Here is a 5398-nt window from a genome sequence, read left to right as displayed (position 1 = left end):
TAGGGCCTCGGACTGTTCGCTGATGCGGCTGGCGAGCCCACTGCCGCGACGGCGTGCTGTGCCCGTACCGGCCGGGGCGGGTTCGCCGAACGAGGCATCGACGACCTCGTCGGTATCGGCCGCCATGGACGGTGCGTCGTCACCGATGCGGAAGAAGTCGCTGCCAAGGAAGTCTTCGAACAGGCCGCTGCGCGAGCCGAACAAGGCTTCCAGCGGTGAGACGGTGCGCTTTTGCTGGCGCACCAGTTGGCGATAGTGATCGTCACACAACAGCATGGTGCTGTGGCGACCATTGAGATTGGCTTCCACCCGCACCGTGGCGGGCTGGCCGCAGACCTGGCATTGTTTTCTGGCCATGCTGATGCTCCTGTAAAGATTGATCTGACGAGGCACCGCCGATCACGGTGCCTCATCTCTTTGTGGTTTTTGAGAAAAACGCGCTGCCCCGCGTCAGCCATTGATCGGGATCGAGCGCCCCTGCTTGGGCGTACTGGCCTCGCGCTTTTCCATCGTGATCGTGAGCACGCCGTTCTTGAAAGCGGCCTTGATCGTGTCCTGGTTGGCATCGGCCGGCAGGTTCAGAGCGCGCTGAAAGCTGCCGTAGGAGCGCTCCACCCGGTGGAAACCGCCGTCTTTCGTTTCCTGCTCCTGACGCTTTTCACCGCGCACCAGCAGCACGTCGTTGTCGAGCGTGATCTGGATGTCTTTTTCCTCGACGCCGGGCACTTCCAGGGCGATCTTGTACTGCTTGTCGGTCTCCTGGATGTCCAGCGCCGGTTTCAGCAGGCCCGGCCACTCCGACGGCCAGCGTGGCATGGCCAGCGTCGGGAAACCGAAGCCTCGAAACGCGTCGTCGAACAGGCGATCGATCTCGCGATGCAATTGCAGGATGGGGCTGACCGGCCCACCCGCCACCGGCAGGTCATTGCGCTGCACCGGCAGCGAGGCAGTGCTCTGTTGTTCTTCCTGCTCCTTCTTGAACCAGTTCCAGGGAGCCAATTTCTTGAAATCAATGTCCATGTCACACCTCCAGAAGAAAAATTGAAGACTCTCGCTCACTCCGTTTGCCTGCGGCGACGGACAGCGCGCCCAGACGACACGGAGTGTTCCGCTGACTTTGGCTGCTCATCTGTGCGTATCACCTCCTTCTTTGTGCCTGCTTGGATCTGATCATTGATCCATCGATCGATTTCACTTTGACGAAACCGCCACGTCCCGCCGACCTTGAAGGCCGGAATCTCCCCGTGCGAGGCGAGCCGGTAAAGCGTCCGCTTGCCGACTTTCAAGTAGGCAGCCAACTCGTCGAGTGTGAAGATCGCCTGCTGGCGCGCTGTCATACCACCCCCACAAGTTCCGTCGTCACGCGGCCTCGCTCGAGGAAATTCTTGCAAGACTTTGCAAAAAATTGCGCCTAACATGCCGAAAGTCAAGAGTCAACATCCAGCGACCTGCTGGCCGATTGATGTGACTCAAATCTTCAAGGACGGTATGCCAGGGCGGGCCGGGCCGGCGCAGGGGACGGTGGGTTGATCGGGACCTTGCGGGCGCCGCCCACGGCCGCAGATCAAACACCGATCCTCACGTTGTAACCGAGCGCCCGCAGCCCCTTGCTCGTGCGCATGTTCCTTGGCGGAAACTCGTCTGGACGCGCCCAGCCGACGATTTCCCCGAGGCTGCTCAGGCCAATGTGCGGAATTGCCCAGTCGTCGCTGCGGATCGCGTTCCAGAGCCGGGCCGATACACTTCCATTGCCCCAGACGACGTAGTTCAACAGCTCAAGCACCGTCCGCCCTTCGCGGGATCGCTGCCGCCACAGCCACTCGCCGAACTTCTCGACCTTGTCGTCGCCGGCCTGCGGTCGGTCAGGCAAGCCCAAGTGCTCGTTTTCCTGCTTGATGGCATGGTCTCGGATCGCGTGCACCCGGGAAACGGCATCGACGAATTCCTGCTCCGTCAGTTTGAGAATGCGATCGCGTGCCAGTAACTCGCGCAGCCGGGGCGACCACTCGTAGATGGTGCGTTCTTCAAACGAGTGGTCGAAGTCGGCGTCATGCCACCACTCCAGCGCGTCGCGCAGCGCCAGTTCTGGGTTCTTCGAATTCCTGGCGAAGAACTCCTCGTAGGGGTGGCGGTTTCCATCCTTGACCTGCTTGTAGTAGTAGGCGTGCAGGAATTGGTCGGCTTGCACGCCGGGGGCCACCGACGCATCAATCCAGCCCGGTTTGGCGCCGGGCGCCGAAACCCTGGATGCGATCGATCGCATCACCTGCAGCGTGTCGTTCCAATCCTGCTCGAACTTCTGGAAGCGCTTCTCAGACGATCGCTTCGTGTCGACAAACACCAGACCGTGGTTCTTCGGCAGCAAGCGGTCCTTGTCGAACTGCTGCTCAAGTCCGTATTCGCGCTTCGACAACTCAGCCCGCCGGTCCGCCAAGCGCAGCTGCTCTTGGTAGATCTCCTTGGTCAGAGGTCGGGCACGGTCATCCACTTCCTCAAAGAAGCGCTGCAGCTCACGCTCCATGCCCGTTTCGACGAGTTCGTCGTGGGGCAGAAAGGTGCCCGCTTCGATGTTCGATATCCAGGCCCGGTCTGACAGGTTGGCAGACCCGATGTAGGCGCCGGCATCCACCCACCAGATGATCTTGGCGTGCAGGATGTCGGGAACGAGCTTGCAGTCGAAATTCGGACTGGCCTTATCCAGAAACCACTTCAACACGGCGGGATCGACAGCCACGGTGTGGTCGTAGCGGCCAAAGAACTCCAGGGGCTTCAAGTGCTGCGCGCAGGCCTCGAACAACTTCATGTTGTCGCGGCTGGCGTAGGCGACGGCCGCGCGAACGCGCGTGCAGGATTCAATCACCTCGCCCAGCAGGTTCTGGAGTAGTTGTTTGTTGAGCGGGCCGGCGATCAAGCGCATTGCAGCAGATCCTTTTGTTATTGCATCGTCATCGGGCATGGCCGTTCGGTTTGCGGGAGAGCCGCTCAACGGATGCGCCATCTGCATCGCCTATCTGGCGTTGCTCGATCGTGCGCCAACCCGGGACATGTGCGCTCATCAGCGCCTTGAACATCCTCCCGTGGTTTGCGTAACGCAGGTGAAGCAGTTCATGAACGATGACGTAATCCTGGAAAGACTCATCCTGGTCGAGCAAGTCAGTGGCCAAGGTGACGGTTCCCGCCGATGAACAGGAACCCCACTTCCTGCGCATCTCCTGCACCCGAACCACGCGGGGATTCACCTTCAGCTTGACCGCCCAGGCCAGTGCGCGGCGTCGTAAGTCCTGCGCTGGGTACTGCGACGATTTCATTCGCCACCCTCCGTGAGCAGCAAACGCACAACAAGATCGACGACCCGAGCCCGCTCGTCTTGCGCCAGAGCGAGCAAAGGTTTGTACAGCGGCGCACGCAGCCGTCGCTGCTCGTCGGCGTTGACCGAGGCGTTCGGGAAGCGTCCGAGCAACTCCTCGGCGTCCTTGGCCAGCGTCATGGGGTCGATGCCCGCCGCTTTGACGGCCGCATCCTCACGCAACACCCAGGCAACGGCAAAGGCGCGAGGTGACAGGCCACTGTCGCGTGCCGCCTTCATGGCGGCTTCCTTCTCCGCAGCCAACGCCGCCAGTTGGTCCATCGCCGCCAGTCCGGTCGTCTTGCGCTCTTCCAGATCCTTCAGGATGCGCTCCGCTCGGTCCTTTAACGGCTGCAGCACCGGTGCTGCGGCAGGGTCCTCGTCAATCTCGTGCTGCAGACCGCGCACAAGGTTGAACACCTTGCCCTCGTCGGACCCATCCTCACCGCGCAGCGACTTCAGGGTTGCCACGTCAAAGGTTACGGTCTTGGTCAATCGCCCAAGGCCATGTTGCTCGGCGCTCTCCTCGATCAAGCGGCGGGGCTTGTAGGCCAGGTCAGCCACGAACCCGACTTTTTCGGCATAGGCGTTGCGCACGGCCGCATAGAGCTGGCTGAGCTGCTTGTAGGTCGCGATGTGGTCACGCAACGCCGGGTCGGGCGAGAGGATTTCCCACAGTGCCTCGATCTCCTTGTAGTGCTCGAAGAAGGCTTTGCGCGCCTCAGGCGTCAGGAAGCGCCCGAATACCAGCCGTTCCAATCGCTCGTCAGGCGTGCCGCCGGCATCCGACTCCAGGTAGTCCTGCTTGGCCTGCTCGATGCGTTGCAGGAAGTCCTGCAGCAGCACGTCCAAATCCTCGATCACGCCGCTGACATCGCTGGAGTCGAACTGCAGCGCCTTCTTCAGCTCGCGCAGCACGCCCACGAAGTCCACCACCAGGCCGACGCGCTTCTGAACGCCATTGGCGTCCACATAGGGCCGGTTCACCCGCGCAATCGACTGCAGCAGCACGTGATCGCGCATCGGCTTGTCGAGGTACAGGCAGTACAGCGGCGGCGCATCGTAACCGGTGAGCAGCTTGTCGGTGACGATCAGGATCTTCGGGTTCTCGGTGGGCTTCTTGAACAGCAGGCGCACCTGCTCCTCGGCCCCATCGGAAAGCTGTAACTCGGCCACCAGTGGCCGGTCCACCACGTCGGCGGCGTTTTCGGTATAGACCGGCGCGCTCCACTCGGGCGGCAGCAGCTTGTCCAGCGCCTTTTTGTATTTGGCGCAGGCCTCGCGGTTTACCGCCACCACAAAGGCCTTGTAGCCCAGCGGCAGGACGTTCTCCCTGAAGTGCTCGGCGATGAAGGCGGAGACCTTTTCGATGCGGTCGTCGGCCATCAGGAAAGTGCGCAACCCCACCGCGCGGTCGAGCACCTTGTTCAGCTCCTCGACATCGGTCACGCCTTCACTCTCGGCCAGCGCGAAGAACTCCTTGTCCAGCCGCTCGGCCGGCACCGTCATTTCGCTCGGCGCCAGCACATGCTTGATCGGCAGCGTGGTCTCGTCGGCAATGCTCTCGGCGATGGAGTACTTGTCCAGGTAGCCCAGCTCATCCTGCGTGCCGAAGATTTTGAAGGTGCCTTCGCCCTGCGAGGTGCGCGCGATGGGCGTGCCGGTGAAGCCGATGATCGTGGCCTTGGGCACAGCCGCCATCAGGTAGGTGCCGAGATCCTTGGCCACCGACCGGTGCGCCTCGTCGATGAACACGTAAACGTTGTCGCGCAGGCAGCTGTCTTTGCGGATGGCCTCGAACTTGTGGATCATCGAGATGATCAGGCCCCGGAAGTCGGCATCCAGCAGGGACTGCAGTTTGGCCTTGTTGTTGGCCCGTTCGACCGCGATGTCCTGCTGCTGCATCTCGCCCAGCAGGCGTTCCACCCAGCCTTTCAACTGGCCTTCCAGCTCGGTGCGGTCCACCACCAGGATTACGGTCGCATTGGCGAAGCGCGCCTTGTCCTCCAGGATCTGACGCGCCGCCGTCAGCAGCGTGAAGGTCTTGCCCGA

Annotated in this window: 5 protein-coding genes and 1 pseudogene; all 6 read right to left on the bottom strand. The window is 61.9% G+C overall.

All coding sequences use genetic code 11. The annotated features are described in order from the left end of the window. A pseudogene (locus tag A6M56_RS02165) lies at positions 1 to 357 on the bottom strand (Clp protease ClpC); the annotation flags it as partial. A gap of 93 nt (positions 358 to 450) precedes the next feature. After that, the gene (locus tag A6M56_RS02160; protein ID WP_008906266.1) at positions 451 to 1020 is read right to left on the bottom strand and encodes an Hsp20/alpha crystallin family protein; all 570 of its coding nucleotides are present in this window, start codon (positions 1018 to 1020) and stop codon (positions 451 to 453) included. Between the two features lie 35 nt (positions 1021 to 1055). Beyond that, positions 1056 to 1337 carry a helix-turn-helix domain-containing protein gene (locus A6M56_RS02155; protein WP_102080530.1) on the bottom strand — a complete coding sequence of 94 codons (282 nt, stop codon included), beginning with the start codon at positions 1335 to 1337 and terminating at the stop codon, positions 1056 to 1058. 227 nt (positions 1338 to 1564) lie between these two features. Continuing rightward, positions 1565 to 2917 carry an anti-phage END nuclease gene (locus A6M56_RS24255; protein ID WP_164491197.1) on the bottom strand — a complete coding sequence of 451 codons (1353 nt, stop codon included), beginning with the start codon at positions 2915 to 2917 and terminating at the stop codon, positions 1565 to 1567. A 28-nt stretch (positions 2918 to 2945) separates the two neighbouring features. Then, positions 2946 to 3308, bottom strand: a complete 363-nt coding sequence (locus A6M56_RS02145) for a M48 metallopeptidase family protein (RefSeq protein ID WP_102080529.1) — start codon at positions 3306 to 3308, stop codon at positions 2946 to 2948. Further along, a partial coding sequence (locus A6M56_RS02140) for a type I restriction enzyme subunit R domain-containing protein (protein ID WP_286757692.1) occupies positions 3305 to 5398 on the bottom strand: 2094 nt, incomplete at its 5' end. The genes A6M56_RS02145 and A6M56_RS02140, both read right to left, overlap by 4 nt.

It is taken from the genome of Ralstonia sp. RL, from assembly GCF_001683835.1.
GTDB classification, from domain to species: Bacteria; Pseudomonadota; Gammaproteobacteria; order Burkholderiales; family Burkholderiaceae; genus Ralstonia; species Ralstonia mannitolilytica.
The sequence above is the reverse complement of the archived record's forward strand: the minus strand, read 5'-3'. Positions and strand labels throughout refer to the sequence as shown.

Bases quoted from the DNA above. Each gene is read 5' to 3' on its own strand.
- A6M56_RS02160 (WP_008906266.1), bottom strand. From the start codon at position 1,020: ATGGACATTGATTTCAAGAAATTGGCTCCCTGGAACTGGTTCAAGAAG.
- A6M56_RS02155 (WP_102080530.1), bottom strand. From the start codon at position 1,337: ATGACAGCGCGCCAGCAGGCGATCTTCACACTCGACGAGTTGGCTGCC.
- A6M56_RS24255 (WP_164491197.1), bottom strand. From the start codon at position 2,917: ATGCGCTTGATCGCCGGCCCGCTCAACAAACAACTACTCCAGAACCTG.
- A6M56_RS02145 (WP_102080529.1), bottom strand. From the start codon at position 3,308: ATGAAATCGTCGCAGTACCCAGCGCAGGACTTACGACGCCGCGCACTG.